A 15,150-nucleotide genomic window follows, 5' to 3' on the forward strand; every position below is an offset into this window, starting at 1 on the left:
CCACCGCCGTATTCACGATCCTCGTGCCCTACGGGCGTGCTGCGAAACGCTCGAGCAGGTCCACGTGCCCCGAGACGATCAGGACATCTCGGCGAGTCACCATGGTATCCGGCATGGCGTAGGTGAAATCCTCGCCCGGGGACTTCACACCAACGATCGTCACCCCGTACTTGGAGCGGACTTGGGACTGGGCCAAGGTGAAGCCCTGGGTCTCCTTCGGAGGGTACATCTTCACGATGGCGAAGCCGTCATCGAATTCGATGAAGTCGAGCATGCGGCCACCGACCAGGTGCGCGGCACGCACACCGGCATCGGCTTCCGGGTAGATGACGTGGTTGGCACCAATGCGGGTAAGAATCTTGCCATGGGAGGGCGTAATGGCCTTGACCCACAGATGCTCAATGCCCAGATCCACCAGGTTCACGGTGATCAGCACGGATGATTCGATGGAGGTACCCACGCCCACGACGGCAGAGGAGAATTCCTGGGCGCCGAGCTGGCGCAGTGCGTCAATATTGGTCGCGTCGGCCGCGACCACGTGGGTCAAGGTGCTGGCCCACTGCTGAACGAGCTCCGGGCTGCGCTCAATGGCCAGCACTTCGCGCCCCTGCTTGACCAGCGTTTCAGCGACAGATGCACCGAAGCGGCCCAGGCCGATAACCAGCACCGGGGCATTGTGGTCTATGTTCTTGTCAGCCAATGAGTGGCCTTTCTTCTGGGAGTCTGAACAGCGTATTGCGGTGGCGCATGGTCAACGCGCTGGCGAGCGTAATACTGCCGATGCGTCCGGCAAACATCAACGCGCTGAGCACATACTTGCCGGCCGGAGGCACTTCTTGCGAAACCCCGCTACTCAGGCCCACGGTAGCAAAGGCCGAGATCGACTCGAACAGGGCTCGCGAGAAGCCCACCGATTCGTCGATGGTCACGAGTGCGCCGGTAGCGACCATCACCAGCGAAGCACCCATGGCGACCACGGAGATGGCCACGCGCATGGTGCCTTGCGGAATCTGCCGGCCAAAGGCCTTCGCGTCAGTATCGCCACGGACCTCGGCCAAGATCGCCAAGAACATCACGGCAATGGTGGTGACCTTGATGCCGCCAGCAGTAGAAGCTGAACCGCCACCGGCGAACATCAATGCGTCGGTCAACAAGATGGTCACCTGGTGGATGTCGTTCTGATCCACCAGGTTGAAGCCGCCAGAACGGGTCATGGTGGAGGCGAAGAAGCCATGAATGAGCTTGTCGCTGATGGATAAGCCGCCGATGGTCTTGGGATTGGCCCATTCGAAAATCAGCCACAGGAAGGATCCGGCAAAGAGCAGGATGGTGGTGGTGAGCATGGTCAGCTTGGTGTGCAGGTTCCACTTCTTCATATTGAACTTGTGCGCCAGCAGCACCATGATCACCGGGAAACCCAAGGAACCGGTGAACACGCCGGCCATCAATGGGCCCAGGATCCACAGGTCGGTTTCGTAGGGAACCAATCCGTCGGAGTGCGGGGTGAAGCCTGCATTGTTGAAAGCCGAGACGGCATAGAAGATTCCATGCCAGATGGCGGACAGGACGCTTTCACCCAGAATGTAGAAGCGCGGGATCAGAAAGAGCGCGATGACCGCCTGCAGGCTGATCGCTGTGAGGATCACGATGCGCAGCAATGAACTTACTTCACCCAGGGCTGAGGCTCCAGAACTGTTCATCGAATTCTGCGCCATCAGCTTGGCTCGCACGCCCAGCTTGCGGGATACCGCCAGGGACATGATGGAGGCCAGGGTCAAAATGCCCAGGCCGCCCATGAACGTTGCGACCAGCATGATCAGCTGACCGGCGAATGACCAGTGCACAGCGGTGGAGACGGTCGTTAGGCCAGTAACGCAAACTGCCGACACAGCGGTGAATAATGCGTCATGCAGCGCGGTGGCTTCCCCCGTGGCCGAGGAAAACGGCGCCGCGAGCAGGGAGGTGAACAACGTGATAGCCAGCAAGAAGGCGCCAAGAGTCAAGCGCGCGGGGGAGCGCACGGTGAAGTCCGCAACTGCGATGCGAACGGTCAGCCATTTCTTGCGTCGCTGTTCGCGCATTTCAGCTGCCCGGGCGCTGGGGCCCGATGCACTGGCTGTGCTCATTTATTACTCGCCGTTTCCTGGGGAACAGTTCTTTGCCATGAGGATTTGAAGTCCTTCTAGTAATTTACGCGTTTCCACCGCTAAACGCTTGTGTTGCCCGGCTAAAGACCCGACAAGCCGCGCAAACTGCCATGAATTCATGAGTTGGGTCACTATCGGGTAGCCTGAAATCGTGTTAGATCCGCAGCATGCCCCACGGCCCACCATGGTGATGTGGGATGAAGAGTATCTGAAGTACAAATTCAGCGACTGGCATCCCATGCACCCTTCACGGCTAGAACTGACCTATCGACTCAGCGATGAGCTGGATATCTTCGATGCGCCGAACGTCACGATACAGGCTCCGGATATTGCCGACGATGCGGTCATCGGCTCCGTCCATGACCAGAGCTATATCGATCAGGTGCGGCGGGTGAGCCAGGATCCAACACTCGTTGCCGAAGAATTCGGCTTGGGCACCGAAGACGACCCGGTATTCGCCGGGATGCATGAAGCCGCCGGGCGCATTGTTGGCGGTTCGGTAGCAGCGGCCCAAGCCATCATGGACCAAGAGGTGGTCCGTGCGGTGAACTTCGCCGGCGGCATGCACCACGCCGCGAAAAGCAAGGCCAGCGGTTTCTGCATCTACAATGACGCTGCTGCCGCGATCCATCGCATGCTGGAACAGGGTGCCCAACGCGTGGTCTACATCGATGTGGACGCGCATCACGGGGATGGCACCGAGTCGATCTTCTGGGATGACGAACGCGTGCTGACCATTTCCATCCATGAATCCGGGCTGTCGCTGTTCCCCGGTACGGGATTCGCCAATGAAATTGGCGGCAAGAACGCCGAAGGCAGCGCAGTAAATGTTGCTCTGCCGGCAATGACCGGGGACTCCGGGTGGATGCGTGCCTTCCATGCGATCGTTCCGCAGCTGGTACGCGCCTTCAAGCCCGAAATCATCGTCTCCCAGCACGGTTGCGATGCGCACCGTGATGATGACATGACCAACTTGAAGCTGTCTGTTGATGCGCAACGCCAGGCGGCCCTGGACATATCCCAGTTGGCAGATGAGCTGTGCGAAGGCCGGTGGCTGGCTACCGGAGGCGGGGGATACAACGTCACCGCCGTCGTGCCGCGTACCTGGACCCATCTGACGGCGATTGTTGCCGGCAAGCCGGTGCCGTTGCGTACCTATGTTCCCGAGACCTTCCGCCGCTACGTTCTGGAAAGGTACGGCCGTGCCATGCCTTACCTCATGGGCGATGACGCCCAGCTGTGGTGGCGCAATTGGGAAGTCGGCTATGATCCGGCCGATCCGGTAGACCGAACCATCATTGCTACACGCAAGGAGATATTCCCGCTTTTCGGGCTCGATCCATGGTTCGACTAGCCTCGCATGGCTGCGGCCAACGGAGACAGAGGCGAGACCTCACAGCATTTTAGGCATGGAAATCGATTGCCAACCGTTCATATGCCGTTAGGGTTATGTGTGTGGCAATTGATGAAGTGTTTTCGGCGTTGGCTGAACCAACCCGACGAAAGATAATAGAAGCGCTCAAGAACGAGCCGAAAGCAGTGGGCACTCTGGTCACTGAACTGGAGATCTCGCAGCCGACTGTTTCCAAGCACTTGAAGGTGCTGCGCGAAGCTGAACTCGTGAGCATGGCCGCTGCCGGGCAGCGGCGCATCTACAGCATTGATACCTCAGCGCTGGAAGATCTCGTGCGCTGGTGCGCCGATTTGGTACCTGCCCAACTGGAGGGCCAGGAGCTGGCAACCACGCAGGCCGAAGCCGAGGGGCAGCTGGCAGCGGTATCGAATCCAACGGCTCAGCAGATCGGTCGGCGCGTTGGCCAAGGCCTGGAACAAGTTACTGGACGTGCGCAAGAGTTTTTCGAGAAACTTCCGCGGTTCGGGCGTCGGCGCTAGCTCTTGTCCAGTCTTCGGCGCTGCAACCGTGCAATATGGTCAATCTTTTAAGTTACGCGCGCAATCCTGTTTTATAACATGAAAATTTTGTTCAGAATGCCCAGCATGGCATTCTCGTGTGCGGGGCAGTGACGCCGGCAATGAGGCCCCTTGTGCGCCTGTGCCTGCCCCAAGTGATGAGGAGAAAAACTTGGATAAGCACTTAGCGACGATTCGCGACGAAGTCTTCCGCCGCAATCCCGGCGAAGCAGAATTCCACCAGGCCGTCACGGAAGTATTCGACAGCCTTGAAGCTGTATCGGTCAAGCATCCTGAATACGCCGAAGCCGCAATCCTGCAGCGTTTGTGCGAACCTGAACGCCAGATCATCTTCCGAGTGCCATGGGTTGACGACGAAGGCCGCGTGCAGATCAACCGCGGCTTCCGCGTTGAATTCAACTCGGCTCTGGGCCCATACAAGGGCGGTCTGCGTTTCCACCCATCGGTTTACCTTGGCATCGTCAAGTTCCTGGGCTTCGAACAGATCTTCAAGAACTCCCTGACCGGCATGCCCATCGGCGGCGGCAAGGGCGGCTCGGACTTCGACCCGCGCGGCAAGTCCGATGGCGAAGTCATGCGCTTCTGCCAGTCCTTCATGACTGAGCTCTACCGCCACATTGGCGAATACACCGACGTGCCAGCCGGCGATATCGGCGTTGGCGGCCGCGAAATCGGTTACCTCTTCGGCCAGTACAAGCGCATCACCAACCGCTACGAGTCCGGTGTGCTGACGGGCAAGGGCTTGAGCTGGGGCGGTTCCCTGGTTCGCCCGGAAGCCACCGGCTACGGCGCAGTGATCTTCACTGAAGAAATGCTCAAGACCCGCGGCCAGACTTTCGATGGCCAGCGCGTGGTCGTTTCCGGTTCGGGCAACGTGGCAATCCACGCCATCGAGAAGGCGCAGGCACTGGGAGCGAAGGTCGTTACGGCTTCCGACTCGGCCGGCTTCATCGTTGACGAGGGCGGCATCGACCTGGATCTGCTGCGTCAGATCAAGGAAGTTGAGCGCGGCCGCATCTCCGAGTATGCCGAACGCCGTGGCACCAAGAAGGTGAAGTACGTTGCCGGTGGCAGCGTCTGGGACGTTGCAGGCACCGTAGCGCTGCCCTGCGCAACCCAGAACGAATTGGGCGCTGAGGCCGCAAAGAAGATGGTTGCTGCTGGCACCATCGCAGTGGCCGAAGGCGCCAACATGCCTACTACCGCTGAAGCGACCTCGATCTTCCAGGATGCAGGGGTGCTCTTCGGCCCGGGCAAGGCAGCCAACGCTGGTGGTGTTGCTACCTCCGCTCTGGAGATGCAGCAGAACGCCAGCCGCGATGCATGGAGCTTCGAGCACACCGAGCGTCGCCTGACTGAGATCATGGTCGGCATCCACACCAGCTGTGCTGCTACTGCAGACGAGTACGGCATGCCGGGGAACTACGTCGCCGGCGCCAACATCGCGGGCTTCGTGAAGGTCGCAGACGCAATGCTCGCACAGGGCGTCATCTAATAATCTGCAGCGCTGCAATCCGCGTGAATTCATTGGGGACCCGGTGAAATCACGCGGATTGTCTCGTTCAGGCATCAAAAAATGTGATTCAGATGGTCACGTGTGTGTTTCGTGATGCAAAAGTTACAAAAGTGCGATTAGACTAGTACAAAGCGAACGTGAACCTGAACCGCCGATGTTGATCCAAAGTCGTGTAAGTTCATCTTCGCTAAATTAACGCGACGAATAAGAGATCAGCGTCAGGAGAATATCCCGCATGACGGATAAACAGAATTTTGCCGGAGCCCGTTTCATGACTGTGGCCGAAGTGGCCGACATGATGCGCGTTTCCAAAATGACCGTTTATCGGCTGATCCACGCCGGTGATTTGCCTGCTGTTCAGTTCGGTCGCTCCTATCGCGTTCCGGAAAACGCCGTGGAATCATATCTGAATGCCGCGGCCATTGATCCGCAGCACGGTACCGGTTCTTACGGTCGATAGTCCGCGCGATGGTCAGAGCATGACCGAAAAGCGGGTAATCTGTTAAGGAACGTTTAACGTCCGGTCAACCTTGTCCTTGGGCTCGCGCGCAAGCAGGCATTTGGGGTTGACGCATTTATTTAGTTTGTGAGGAACCACTATGGGCTCTGTTATCAAGAAGCGCCGCAAGCGTATGTCGAAGAAGAAGCACCGCAAATTGCTTCGTAAGACCCGCCACCAGCGTCGTAATAAGAAGTAAATCTACTTCTGAGCATTTGCCGCTTGGCAATCATCGCCACCGCTTCACAGTGAAACTGTTGAACGGTGGCGATTGCTTTATCCAAAGCCGCCCAGCGCCGGCCTAAGAGCCGGAACGGCGCAGAATGGACCGTCGCGCCGCCCAGAGCGCACCAAGCACTCCAGCGGCCTTCAGGCCTAGTTTGGCAGCTCGCTGGCCGGTGCGGAAATCGTAGACCTGCCAGCCGCGGCGCTTGGCGTAGGCGCGAAGCCGCGCATCGGGATTGATGCATACGGGGTGTCCCACAGCTTCAAGCAAGGGAACATCATTGTAGGAATCCGAGTATGCCCATGATTTCGACAGCGAGATGCCGCGAGCCTTCGCCAGGGTGCGCACCGCTTGCGCTTTTTCCGCAGCGTGCAGGATCGGGCTGGCCAGCGCTCCGGTGTAGAAACCGTCTTCGCTGGCCACTACAGTGCCCAATGCACCGGTAAGTTCGAGACGTTGCGAGATGACATTCGCCACTTCCAGGGGAGTGGCAGTGACTAGCCAGACTTCACGGCCCACCGTCCGATGCTGGCGAGCAATGGCTACCGTACCGGTCCATAGCTTGGGTTCGATGTATTCGTCATAGATCTCGTTGCCGATCTTCTCGATCTCGGACACCGGGATCCCTCGGACCATCATCAACGCACGGTCGCGAATCTGGTGAATGTCCCCTAGGTGCTCACCGCGCGCGGCGAAGCGCAACTGCTTGAGCGCGAACCAGAGGATTTCGCGGAATTGGAAGAAGCGGCGCTCATGCAGTTTCCGGGCCAGCAGATACAGCGATGCACCGCGCACAAGGGTGTTATCTACATCGAAGAAAGCGGCGACCGTGTCCGGAGCCAGGGCGGAATTCGGGCTGGGGTGATGATCGATGGAAGACATTTGATCCAGTTTATTTCATTGCCAAGTTTAAGGGCGGTTACGGCTCGTGAGATTATAGGCAGGTGAGTACTTTGAATCAGATCCAGCTGTTGGTTCGAGAAGGCTGCCACCTGTGCCAGGCCGCACGCGCAACCGTGGCCGAGGTGACTGGCCGGTTGAATATGGAGTTTTCCGAACTGGATATTGACCAGCACCCTGAATTGCTGGCCAAGCACCACGAGGAAGTGCCGGTTCTGCTGATCAACGGAGAAGTCCGCGACTTCTGGCACATCGACGCACAGCGTCTGGAACGACTACTGAGCAGCTAGCCGCTGCCGAATAAATGAAAATGCGTTGTGCTCTTCAAGAGCACCGAAAAGTGCGGGAGAACGAAGATGTCAGAGCTTGAAGCCCGGGTCCTGCCTGAGGCCACGCTGGCTCGACTGACCCAGTACTTGCGCGCGCTGAACGCCTTGGAAGCCCAGGGCCTGGAACGCACCAGTTCCGGGGTGCTGGCCAAGGAAGCTGGAGTGAACCCCTCCATCCTGCGCAAAGACCTTTCCTGGTTGGGTTCCTACGGAACCCGCGGGGTGGGCTACGTGGTCCGCGAACTGGCAGAACATATCAGCCGCACCCTCGGCCTGAACCAGGACTGGCGTGTGGCCATCCTCGGCGCCGGTAACCTGGGGCGCGCGCTCAGCGGATATGCAGGCTTCAGGACTCGTGGCTTCAACGTCAAGGCGATCCTGGATATCGACCCCGCACTGGTCGGCAGCCCGGTCGGCGAGCTGCACGTGGAAGCGATCGCGGACTTGGCCGCAGTGGTTGAACGCGAAGAAATCAACATCGCTGTTCTGGCAATTCCGGGCGATGCTGCGCAGGACCTGGTCTACGAACTGGCCGCGCTTTCGGTCCGCTCGGTGCTCTCGTTCGCACCGATGCCGCTTCGCGTACCCGCGGGCATGAACCTGCGGCGCGTTGATCTTTCCACTGAATTGCAGATCCTGGCATACCTCGCCGTTCAAGGCTGAAGCCGCGCAGACGAGAAAAGGCGTAGCCGCGTCATCCCTTGGGTGGATGGAGCGGCTACGCCTTTATTGTCCCTGCAGGGCCTCGCGAAGAGGCTCGGCCATGCGTTTAGCGGAAGCCGGCCAGGCGAGCCTGGCGGCGCTGCGCAATGTATTGCGAAGAAGGGCGCAACCAGGCGAAGACCACGCCTGCAATGCCCAACAAGATGCCCACAACGTAGACAGCGTTGATAATTCCGGCTTGAGTGTCAGCGAACATGCTGATCATTGGAACGATAGTCACCAGATTCAGCAGTGAAAGCGCACCGAGGATCGTGGCGATAATTCGCATGGCGCCCACGCCGCGGCCAACGAAGAAGCCCACCAGGAAATACAGGGCCAAGGTGATGATCATGGAGATAATCACGAAGGTCGACATCATGGAATTGACCTGGGCCATGAAGGCCTCAGGGCTTGCCATCATCTGTTCAACCAGTGGATCCTGCTCCATGCCCGGGGTGCTCTGCATCTGGTTCTGGAACTCTTCTTGCACCAGCGACCACTGCTGGCCAATCATGTTGGCCATCATGTTGGAGTTGGTCATCAGCCAGCTGGCGAGGGCACTGAAGATGCCCGCGAGCATGATCAAGCCAAAGGCGATAGCCAAGGTCCGTGGCCGCTCGGTCGGCGGCTGCACGCCGGCGTAACCTCCCTGCTGGGCATACTGGTCGTAGCCCGGTGCCTGCGGTTGCCCGTAAGGATTCGGATTCTGGCCGTACGGGTTCTGGCCGTACGGCGAGGGCTGCTGGCCGTAGGGGTTTTCGCCGTACGGGTTCTGCGATGAACCCTGGCCGGAAGGGCCCGGGTTGTAGGGCTGGCCCGGCTGGTTAGGATCGTTGTCGCTCATGATGCGTCCTTCTGGTCGAACTGTCTTATTGACTAAGCGTAGTGGCAGTCGATTGTGAGCAACCCCTCCGAAAGGATGGTTTTTCCATATGGGATTCCAATGCGTGTCCTGTGAATAGTTGACGGTGGCCACAATATGGCTAATTTGCACCGAATATTTGAGACACTGGAGGCATGCCTTTATCGACCGTCCATTTGTTGCGCCACGGGGAAGTTTTCAACCCTGACCGTATGCTCTACGGCAGGATCCCCGGCTTCGGGCTCTCGGAACTCGGATTCCAGATGGCCGATGGGGCAGGAGAATATTTTGCCAAGCGCCAAGCAGAAGGCGGCAACGTGGTGCGTCTGGTGGCCTCACCGCTCCTGCGAGCCCAGCAGACAGCCGCGCCGACCTCCAATGCTCTGGATCTGCAGGTCCACACCGACGAGCGGGTTATCGAAGCCGGCAACAAGCTGGAAGGGCTGTCCAAGGTTGCGGAGCACCTGCGTCAGCCGAAGTACTGGCCGCTGCTGGTCAACCCGCTGAAGCCTTCATGGGGCGAACCATATGCCCAGCAGGTTGCTCGCATGCGCCTGGCCATGGATGAGCACCGCAAGGCCGCCCTCGCCGAGCACGGCGAAGGAGCGGAAGTCATTATCGTCAGCCACCAGCTGCCGATCTGGGTTACGCGCCGCGCCGCCGAGAAGAAGCCGCTGTGGCACGATCCGCGCCAGCGCGAGTGCACCCTGGCTTCCATCACCAGCTTTGATTTTGAGGGAGACGAATTGGTCTCCGTGCGTTACACCGAACCGTGCCCCGAGCTGCTTGCCGGCGCGGCGAATATCCCTGGAGCCTAAAGCAAAATGACAGATCCTGTGCCTAATCCTCGCCACTTGAGCCGCCGCACCATGTTGCGTTCGCTCATGGTTGCCGCCGCCGTGGTGCCCTTGGCTGCCTGCAGCGGCAAGGAAGATGCGCTGACCGCGCAAGCAAACAGCGGCGACGGCAAGAACTACATCGCTGGCGACGGCGCCGTGGAAGAGTACGAAGTTTCCAAGCGCAGCGAACCGGTTGCCCTCAAGGCCACCACCTACCATGGCACCGATATCGACTTCACGCAGTGGCAGGGCAAGCCCGTAGTCATGAACTTCTGGTATGCCGCCTGCGCTCCGTGCCGCATCGAGGCACCGGATCTGAAGGAAATCGCTGAAGGCTTCGGCGAGAAAGTCGAATTCATTGGCGTCAACGTACGCGATGAAGCCGAAGCGGCGAAGGCCTTCGAGCGCACTTTCGAGATTCCCTATGAGTCGGTACAGGATACCTCCGGGGACATCCAGCTGGCGATGACCAAGTACGTCCCGTTGCAAGCGGTTCCATCCACCTTGGTGCTGGACCGCCAGGGCCGTGTCCGTGCCCGCGTGATCGGTGCCGTAGAGCCTGGCACCCTGAAGTCATTGATCGACTCCGCTCTGACCGAAGAGTTGTGAGCTGATCAGTGACCACTAATCCCTTTGCCGACATCGTTCTGGACGGGTCGTTGCTGCTGGCTGCCCCAGTAGCACTGCTGGCCGGGCTGGTCTCCTTCCTTTCGCCTTGCGTCCTGCCGCTGGTGCCGGGCTACCTCGGTTACGTCACCGGGTTGACTGGTGCGGATCTGAAGGAGCACCGGCGCGGCCGCGTGGTCTCCGGCGTACTGCTCTTTGTCCTGGGATTCTCCGTGGTCTTCATCGCAGCGGGCGTGCTTTTCAGCCAGGCCTCCGCGTGGCTCAGGTTCAACGGCTCCTGGGTCACCCAGGCATTGGGCCTGGTCGTGGTCTTCATGGGCATCGTGTTCATGGGCGGCTTCTCCTGGATGCAGCGTGACCGCAAGATCCACAGGAAACCGCCCGCAGGCCTGTGGGGTGCCCCGGTTCTGGGGCTGACCTTCGGCCTGGGGTGGGCACCGTGCATCGGCCCCACCTTGAGTGCGGTACTGATCATGTCCACCGGTGTGGACGCGAACGTAGGGCGTGGAACGCTCCTGACTGTGTTCTATTGCCTCGGATTGGGTTTGCCCTTCATCCTGATTGCAATGGGGTTGCAGCGCGGCATGCAGGCGCTGGCGTTCTTCCGCAAGCACCAGGTTTTCATCATGCGTTTGGGCGGGGTACTACTCATTGCCTTGGGACTGGTCATGGTGACCGGTCTGTGGGGAACATGGGTAGCAGAACTGCAAAACTGGTTTGCCAATGAAGTGAGGTTGCCAATTTAATGGCGAAACAACAACGGAATTCCAAGGGAACTGGCGACGCGCCTGCTCTGGGATTCATGGGTTCCATGCGTTGGATCTGGACCCAGCTGACATCGATGCCAACAGCCTTGTTCTTGCTGTTGCTGCTCGCCGTCGCTGCGGTACCGGGATCGATCTTCCCGCAACGCGACGCCAACCCCGAATCTGTAGCCCAGTACCTGGAACAGCACACCACCGCTGGTCCATGGCTGGATCGCTTCCAGATGTTCGAAGTGTATTCATCGGTGTGGTTCTCCGCGATCTACATCTTGCTGTTCGTCTCGCTGATTGGCTGCATCATCCCGCGTGTGAAGAAGCACGCCAAAGCCTTGCGCACCCCGCCGCCGAGGACCCCGGTGCGCCTGGAACGACTTCCCCAGTACAGCTCGCATGAAATTCTGGAAGGCGAGACGGATACGCCCGATGACCAGCAGGTCATCGAGGATTCGTTCAGGATCCTGAAGAAGCGCGGCTACCGTGTCGAGCGCCGCGAGGATGCCACCGGGGCCTCGGTTGCCGCAGAGCGCGGGTATACCCGCGAAATCGGCAACCTGCTCTTCCACATCTCGCTGATGGGCGTACTGGCTTCGGCCGCGATCGGCGGAGCCCTGGGCTACACCGGGCAGCGCGTGGTTGTCGAGGGGGAGACCTTCGTGAATTCGCTGGTGGCCTACGACTCCTTCACCCCGGGCACCGGCTTCAATGCCGATAATTTGCCGCCCTTTGCTGTGACGCTGGACAAATTCGACATCATCTTCGACCGCGAATCCGAATCGCATTTCGGACAGCCGCTGGACTTCACCGCCCACGTCAAGGTGCGCGAATCGCCCGATGCCGAGCCAGTGAAGCAGGAGCTGAAGGTCAACCATCCGCTGCGGATCAGCGGCGGTGACGTGTACCTGGTCGGCAATGGCTACGCCCCGGTGATCACCGTCAAGGATGGCAACGGCAATGTCTCCTATTCCGGCCCGGCGGTTTCCATTCCGCAGGATTCGGTCTACACCTCGATGTTCGTGCTGAAGGTTCCGGACGCCGAGCCATCGCAGCTGGGCTTCCAGGGCTTCTTGCTGCCAACCGCACTGGTGGATGAGAACGGCTTCGGCATCTCGGGCGATCCCAACGCCATCAACCCCCAGCTGCACCTGAACTCGTACTTCGGGGATCTGGGCCTTGACGACGGCAACCCGCAAAACGTGTTCGTGCTGGACACGGAGAAGATGGAACCGCTGAACAGCCGTGATTTGGATGCCGGCGGCATCATCCTCGAAGCGGGGCAGACCTACGAGCTGCCCGACGGCAAGGGCTCGATTACCTTTGACGACCTCAAGCGCTTCGTTGCATTGGACATCAATCATGACCCGGGCAAGCTGCCAATCGGCATTTTCTCAGGTCTGGCGCTGATCGGCCTTGCGGTCTCGCTGTTCACCCCGCGTCGCCGCGTCTGGGTGAAGCTGAAACAAGAAAACGGCAAGCGTAGTATCGAGTACGCACTGCTGGCACGTGGCGAGGATCCGCGTCTGGAACGCGAAGCTGCAGAACTACAGAAGATCTTTGACAAGGCTTGGCCATTGGCAAGCCAGGAGCAGAACCAAGGAGCAGTAAATGGATAACGCTGGGGCATTAGCGCCAATCAATGAAACGCTGGGTGAATACAGCCAGTTGTTCATGCTGCTGGCCGCCATGGTCTACGGAGTGGTCTTCATCATTTTCGCCTTGGACCTGGCAAAGACCAACAAGTCCATCAGCGAAATGGATTCCGAAGCGCTCAAGCGCGACGAGGAACTGCTGGTTAGCGCCGGCGGCGCCGTGGGCACCAAGCCCCGTTCGCGCCGGGGTGCCGCTGTGCGTGCCGACAACGTCGGCGAGCATATCGTGACCGACAAGATGGAGTACACGCAGTTGTCGGCCAAGCGCCCCACGGCTCGCATTGCCGTGGTGCTGATGTGGCTGGCCGCTGCCCTGCACGGCGGTGCCGTGGTTTCCCGTGCGATAGCCGCGCACCGAGTGCCCTGGGGCAACATGTACGAGTTCCTGTCCACCGGTGCATTCCTGGTGGCTCTGGTCTTCTTGCTGGTGCTGATCTTCAAGGACCTGCGCTTCATGGGATCCTTCATCTCCGGCCTGGTCACCTTGATGCTGTGCGGTGCCACCATCGGCTTCCCGACACCGGTTGGCCACCTCGTTCCTGCCCTGCAGTCGCCATGGATCGTCATTCACGTCTCCATCGCCGTCCTGGCATCGGCACTGTTCGCCATCAGCTTCGCCATGAATGTGCTGCAGCTGGTACAGCATGCTCGCATGAACCGGCTGGCCGCTGGACAGGACGACAAGCTGCCCTTCATGCGCGTGGTGCCAGGTGCCGGCGCATTGGAGAACTTCGCCTACCGCATCAACACCATCGGCTTCGTGATGTGGACCTTCACTGTCATCGCTGGTGCGATCTGGGCTGAGGCCGCTTGGAGCCGCTACTGGGGCTGGGATCCAAAGGAAGTCTGGTCCTTCGTGATCTGGGTTGTCTACGCAGGCTACCTGCACGCCCGTGCCACCGGTGGCTGGACGGGCCCACGCTCGGCCTGGTTGTCGATCATCGGTTTCCTGTGCGTGGTCTTCAACTTCACCATCGTGAATATCTTCTTCGACGGTCTGCACTCCTACGCCGGAGTCTAGTTCCTAAGAATCCAGCACTGCGAGCGGTTTCCCTTTAGCGGGGAGGCCGCTCGCAGTACTTTAAGCGTTCGTTGCGGGCCCTGGTACTCAAGTGCGGGGCACTGACCGGCGCCTGCCCCCGTCCGCCCCTCCAGCGCCCGTAGAGGAAGCCCCGCGTCCCTGGCCGCCTGCAAGAATGCCCGAAGTTCTCACGAGGCATGAAAAAGCCCCGCGGCGCTGGCACGCGTGCTGGGCTGGTTGCCGGGATCCCGGCAGTACTAGGGGGTTATTCGGTTTCAGACGAAGAGCTGTCGGTGCCTTCTGGCTTGTTCTTGCGTTCTGCACCTGGCTTCGGTTCCTTGGCCTCAGGCTTGGCTGGTTTCTCGCCATCGGCCTTCTGCACGTCTTCACGTTTAGTGAGGTCTTGCTCACGCGCTTTCGAGTCGGCTTCACGCTGTTGCTGGCGGCGCCAGACCTCCAGCTGGCGCAGGAAATCCTCATCGTCGTCCGGAGCCATGGACTTCTGCGCAGGGGTGCCATTTGACGCAACAGGGCGACCTAGGAGGAACCACAAACCGGCTCCGATTAGCGGAAGGAGGATGACGACCGCAATCCACGCAGGCTTAGGCAATGAACGAATGCTGCGGCGCTCTGCACGAGCGCATTCGATCAGGGTATAAATCGTCAAAGCAACCGAAACCACTGCGGCGAAAATCAATAAGCGGACCATGCTTCCATTCTAGTGATAATCCTGTTCACAGGTTCACCGGTAGAATTGAGACTATGCAGTTTGTGAAATATACCGTTATCCGCCTAGGCATATTCCTAGCCGTTTTCTTGGGCCTCTGGTTAGGTATGAAGTGGCCAATCTTCGTTTCCGGAATTATTGGCCTGGTCGTGGCCTTCGCGGTGGCCTACCTTTTCTTCAATAAACTTCGGCTAAAGGCGAACGAAGATATCCGCAACGCTTTCAGCAAGACCTCGGCAAACAAGACCAGGATGCAGCTAGCTGATGAAGCCGTTGAGGATGAATTCGACGAATCACAGCGCAAGCAGACCCCTGGCGCCGAGTAAATTTCCCCACGCAGGTTCACCTCGAACTGCATAGCCAGCCATTCACGCATGGCCGGCATGACAATTAACGAGATGGGGTGGGCCGGA

At 59.4% G+C, this 15,150-nt stretch carries 18 protein-coding genes; 13 read left to right on the plus strand and 5 right to left on the minus strand.

Going from position 1 to position 15,150, the window contains the following annotated elements; genetic code table 11:
* Nucleotides 1-28: 28 nt before the first annotated feature.
* The gene (locus ACNPM8_RS05780) at nt 29-667 is read right to left on the minus strand and encodes a potassium channel family protein (RefSeq protein ID WP_105657082.1); all 639 of its coding nucleotides are present in this window, start codon (nt 665-667) and stop codon (nt 29-31) included.
* Between the two features lie 25 nt (nt 668-692).
* Complete coding sequence (locus tag ACNPM8_RS05785; protein WP_105656958.1) at nt 693-2,126, minus strand: TrkH family potassium uptake protein; 1,434 nt, start codon at nt 2,124-2,126, stop codon at nt 693-695.
* A 205-nt stretch (nt 2,127-2,331) separates the two neighbouring features.
* Between ACNPM8_RS05785 and ACNPM8_RS05790 the strand changes: the two genes are divergently transcribed.
* From ACNPM8_RS05790 to ACNPM8_RS05810, 5 genes are all read left to right on the plus strand, one after another.
* Nucleotides 2,332-3,501, plus strand: a complete 1,170-nt coding sequence (locus tag ACNPM8_RS05790) for an acetoin utilization protein AcuC (RefSeq protein ID WP_181148815.1) — start codon at nt 2,332-2,334, stop codon at nt 3,499-3,501.
* Between the two features lie 101 nt (nt 3,502-3,602).
* Entirely contained in the window at nt 3,603-4,040 is a 438-nt protein-coding gene (locus tag ACNPM8_RS05795) for an ArsR/SmtB family transcription factor (RefSeq protein ID WP_332485934.1), read from the plus strand.
* Between the two features lie 190 nt (nt 4,041-4,230).
* On the plus strand, nt 4,231-5,574 hold the full coding sequence (gdhA, locus tag ACNPM8_RS05800) for an NADP-specific glutamate dehydrogenase (protein WP_105656957.1): 1,344 nt from the start codon (nt 4,231-4,233) through the stop codon (nt 5,572-5,574).
* A 256-nt stretch (nt 5,575-5,830) separates the two neighbouring features.
* Nucleotides 5,831-6,055 (plus strand): helix-turn-helix domain-containing protein, encoded by a 225-nt coding sequence (locus ACNPM8_RS05805; RefSeq protein WP_013349804.1) that lies wholly within the window; start codon nt 5,831-5,833, stop codon nt 6,053-6,055.
* 139 nt (nt 6,056-6,194) lie between these two features.
* Complete coding sequence (locus ACNPM8_RS05810) at nt 6,195-6,293, plus strand: 30S ribosomal protein bS22 (RefSeq protein WP_005504750.1); 99 nt, start codon at nt 6,195-6,197, stop codon at nt 6,291-6,293.
* A gap of 102 nt (nt 6,294-6,395) precedes the next feature.
* Here ACNPM8_RS05810 and ACNPM8_RS05815 read toward each other — a convergent pair whose 3' ends face one another.
* Entirely contained in the window at nt 6,396-7,202 is an 807-nt protein-coding gene (locus tag ACNPM8_RS05815; protein WP_105656956.1) for an HAD family hydrolase, read from the minus strand.
* A 62-nt stretch (nt 7,203-7,264) separates the two neighbouring features.
* Between ACNPM8_RS05815 and ACNPM8_RS05820 the strand changes: the two genes are divergently transcribed.
* Together ACNPM8_RS05820 and ACNPM8_RS05825 are read left to right on the plus strand one after the other, a co-directional pair.
* A complete protein-coding gene (locus tag ACNPM8_RS05820; RefSeq protein ID WP_332485935.1) occupies nt 7,265-7,510 on the plus strand; it encodes a glutaredoxin family protein in 246 nt (81 codons plus the stop codon).
* 27 nt (nt 7,511-7,537) lie between these two features.
* On the plus strand, nt 7,538-8,212 hold the full coding sequence (locus tag ACNPM8_RS05825; RefSeq protein ID WP_286134124.1) for a redox-sensing transcriptional repressor Rex: 675 nt from the start codon (nt 7,538-7,540) through the stop codon (nt 8,210-8,212).
* Between the two features lie 106 nt (nt 8,213-8,318).
* Here ACNPM8_RS05825 and ACNPM8_RS05830 read toward each other — a convergent pair whose 3' ends face one another.
* Nucleotides 8,319-9,095, minus strand: a complete 777-nt coding sequence (locus ACNPM8_RS05830; protein ID WP_105656954.1) for a DUF3824 domain-containing protein — start codon at nt 9,093-9,095, stop codon at nt 8,319-8,321.
* Between the two features lie 173 nt (nt 9,096-9,268).
* Here ACNPM8_RS05830 and ACNPM8_RS05835 point away from each other — a divergent pair, with 173 nt between their 5' ends.
* The 5 genes from ACNPM8_RS05835 to ccsB are packed head-to-tail and all read left to right on the plus strand — an operon-like array spanning nt 9,269 to nt 14,010.
* Complete coding sequence (locus tag ACNPM8_RS05835) at nt 9,269-9,931, plus strand: histidine phosphatase family protein (protein WP_105656953.1); 663 nt, start codon at nt 9,269-9,271, stop codon at nt 9,929-9,931.
* Between the two features lie 36 nt (nt 9,932-9,967).
* Nucleotides 9,968-10,561, plus strand: a complete 594-nt coding sequence (locus ACNPM8_RS05840) for a TlpA family protein disulfide reductase (RefSeq protein WP_332485937.1) — start codon at nt 9,968-9,970, stop codon at nt 10,559-10,561.
* A gap of 8 nt (nt 10,562-10,569) precedes the next feature.
* Nucleotides 10,570-11,325: a cytochrome c biogenesis CcdA family protein gene (locus ACNPM8_RS05845; RefSeq protein WP_105656951.1), complete on the plus strand. Its 756-nt coding sequence runs from the start codon at nt 10,570-10,572 to the stop codon at nt 11,323-11,325.
* Nucleotides 11,325-12,953 carry a cytochrome c biogenesis protein ResB gene (gene resB, locus ACNPM8_RS05850; RefSeq protein ID WP_133833583.1) on the plus strand — a complete coding sequence of 543 codons (1,629 nt, stop codon included), beginning with the start codon at nt 11,325-11,327 and terminating at the stop codon, nt 12,951-12,953. The genes ACNPM8_RS05845 and resB overlap by 1 nt, the downstream gene beginning before the upstream one ends.
* Nucleotides 12,946-14,010 carry a c-type cytochrome biogenesis protein CcsB gene (ccsB, locus tag ACNPM8_RS05855; protein WP_105656949.1) on the plus strand — a complete coding sequence of 355 codons (1,065 nt, stop codon included), beginning with the start codon at nt 12,946-12,948 and terminating at the stop codon, nt 14,008-14,010. The genes resB and ccsB overlap by 8 nt, the downstream gene beginning before the upstream one ends.
* A 265-nt stretch (nt 14,011-14,275) precedes the next feature.
* Here the strand turns inward: ccsB and ACNPM8_RS05860 are convergent, their stop codons facing one another.
* On the minus strand, nt 14,276-14,719 hold the full coding sequence (locus tag ACNPM8_RS05860) for a PLD nuclease N-terminal domain-containing protein (protein WP_105656948.1): 444 nt from the start codon (nt 14,717-14,719) through the stop codon (nt 14,276-14,278).
* Between the two features lie 53 nt (nt 14,720-14,772).
* Here ACNPM8_RS05860 and ACNPM8_RS05865 point away from each other — a divergent pair, with 53 nt between their 5' ends.
* The gene (locus ACNPM8_RS05865; protein ID WP_105656947.1) at nt 14,773-15,063 is read left to right on the plus strand and encodes a DUF4229 domain-containing protein; all 291 of its coding nucleotides are present in this window, start codon (nt 14,773-14,775) and stop codon (nt 15,061-15,063) included.
* Nucleotides 15,064-15,150: the final 87 nt, after the last annotated feature.

Source organism: Glutamicibacter sp. AGC46, assembly GCF_053543715.1.

Bases quoted from the DNA above. Each gene is read 5' to 3' on its own strand.
- ACNPM8_RS05785 (WP_105656958.1), bottom strand. From the start codon at position 2,126: ATGAGCACAGCCAGTGCATCGGGCCCCAGCGCCCGGGCAGCTGAAATG.
- ACNPM8_RS05790 (WP_181148815.1), top strand. From the start codon at position 2,332: ATGGTGATGTGGGATGAAGAGTATCTGAAGTACAAATTCAGCGACTGG.
- ACNPM8_RS05805 (WP_013349804.1), top strand. From the start codon at position 5,831: ATGACGGATAAACAGAATTTTGCCGGAGCCCGTTTCATGACTGTGGCC.
- ACNPM8_RS05810 (WP_005504750.1), top strand. From the start codon at position 6,195: ATGGGCTCTGTTATCAAGAAGCGCCGCAAGCGTATGTCGAAGAAGAAG.
- ACNPM8_RS05815 (WP_105656956.1), bottom strand. From the start codon at position 7,202: ATGTCTTCCATCGATCATCACCCCAGCCCGAATTCCGCCCTGGCTCCG.
- ACNPM8_RS05830 (WP_105656954.1), bottom strand. From the start codon at position 9,095: ATGAGCGACAACGATCCTAACCAGCCGGGCCAGCCCTACAACCCGGGC.
- ACNPM8_RS05835 (WP_105656953.1), top strand. From the start codon at position 9,269: ATGCCTTTATCGACCGTCCATTTGTTGCGCCACGGGGAAGTTTTCAAC.
- resB (WP_133833583.1), top strand. From the start codon at position 11,325: ATGGCGAAACAACAACGGAATTCCAAGGGAACTGGCGACGCGCCTGCT.
- ccsB (WP_105656949.1), top strand. From the start codon at position 12,946: ATGGATAACGCTGGGGCATTAGCGCCAATCAATGAAACGCTGGGTGAA.
- ACNPM8_RS05860 (WP_105656948.1), bottom strand. From the start codon at position 14,719: ATGGTCCGCTTATTGATTTTCGCCGCAGTGGTTTCGGTTGCTTTGACG.
- ACNPM8_RS05865 (WP_105656947.1), top strand. From the start codon at position 14,773: ATGCAGTTTGTGAAATATACCGTTATCCGCCTAGGCATATTCCTAGCC.